This window comes from Protofrankia sp. CiP1_Cm_nod3 (assembly GCF_982290655.1).
The window spans coordinates 1,587-3,155 of sequence record NZ_CEVIVD010000083.1 but is presented as its reverse complement, the minus strand read 5'-3'; the positions used below and the strand labels follow the sequence as shown (position 1 = coordinate 3,155).

2 protein-coding genes are annotated in these 1,569 nt (G+C 74.4%); both read left to right on the top strand.

Annotated features, from left to right (window positions below; translation table 11 throughout):
- Positions 1 to 868: lysophospholipid acyltransferase family protein (locus AC5LUJ_RS15825; RefSeq protein ID WP_493465183.1), on the top strand; the 868-nt coding region annotated here is incomplete at its 5' end.
- Positions 869 to 1,013: 145 nt separating this feature from the next.
- Positions 1,014 to 1,569 (top strand): GTPase (locus tag AC5LUJ_RS15820; RefSeq protein WP_493465182.1); only part of this gene is annotated, 556 nt, incomplete at its 3' end.

The following is a 1,569-nucleotide window of genomic DNA, read 5'->3' as shown; positions in this document are numbered from 1 at the left end:
CCCCGCGGCCGGTGCCGCGCGAGGTGTCGGTTCCGTGGCCGGCGTCCCGCGCGGCGGCGGAGGGCCGGGCGGCGGGCGGCCGTCCACGGCGGTGTCCCGGCGGGCGGCGGCGTCCCGGCCGTACAACGACATTCTGCACACGGTGCTCAAACCGCTGTTCCGTCTGATCCTGAACAGGGTCGTCATGCGCCTGACGGCCGAGGGGCTCGACCGGGTCCCGTCCGCCGGCCCGCTGATCTTCGCGGGCAATCACAGCAGCCTGCTCGACGGGCCCCTGGTCGTGATCGAGGCGCCGCGCACGGTCCGCTGCCTGGTGAAGTCCGAGCTGTACACCGGGATCCTCGGCCGGCTGCTGCTGCTGTCCGGGCAGATCCCCGTCGACCGGGGCCGGCCCGACCGGTCCGCGCTGCACACCGCGCTCGACGAGCTCTCCCGCGGCGGCGCGATCGGGGTGTTCCCGGAGGGGACCAGGGGCAGCGGCGAGGTGGAGACCGTCCAGCACGGCATCGCCTACCTGGCCGTCCACGGCCGCTGCCCGATAGTGCCGGTCGCCTGCGTCGACACCGGGCAGGTCCTGCCGAAGGGGGCGCACTGGCCGCGGCGCTCCGTCCACGCCCGGATGGTCTTCGGGCATCCGTTCCAGGTGGAGATCCCGGCCAACCCGCGGTCGCGGCGGGCGCTGGCGGCGGTGGCCGAGGACATCCGGGTCCGGCTCGCCGACCATCTCGCCCAGGCCCGGCTGGCGCCCACGTCCCCGCCCAGTCCGGCCGCGCCGCCCGCCCGGCCGGGATCGCGTCGGTCAGCCGGGGCGGGCCGGCGCCGGCCGCGGCGAGGCGGCCCCGGGCCGACCGGATCCGGCAGGCCGTAGAGATCCACAGAGGTCCGGCTCCGGCAGGACCCAGAAAGTCGCAGAGAGTTACAGAGTCAGAGTTACAGAGTCAGAGTTACAGAGACAAAGTTACAGAGACAGAAGTTACTAGAACAGAGTTACTAGAGACGAGGACGTTGTGGGTGTGGCTTCGCAGGCACCGCGGGACTCCGCCGCGGGCCGGTCCGAGTTCGACGACCGCCAGCCGGTCCTGGCCGTTGTCGGACGCCCCAACGTCGGCAAGTCGACGCTGGTGAACCGGATACTCGGCCGGCGGGCCGCGGTCGTCGAGGACGTCCCCGGCGTGACCCGGGACCGCGTCGCCTACGACGCGACCTGGAACGGCCGCCGTTTCGTGGTGGTCGACACCGGCGGCTGGGAGCCGGACGCGCATGGGCTCGCGGCCCGGGTCGCCGAGCAGGCGCGCGCCGCCCTCGACACCGCCGACGCGGTGCTGTTCGTGGTCGACACCACCGTCGGGGCCACCGACGCGGACGAGGCCGTCGCCCGCGTGCTGCACCGCAGCGGGCTGCCGGTCGTCCTCGCGGCGAACAAGGTCGACGACTCCCGCGGCGAGGCCGACGCCGCCGCGCTGTGGAGCCTCGGCCTCGGCGAGCCGCACCCCGTCTCGTCCCTGCACGGCCGGGGCAGCGGGGACCTGCTCGACGCCGTTCTCGAAGCCCTCCCACCGGCGCCGCGGG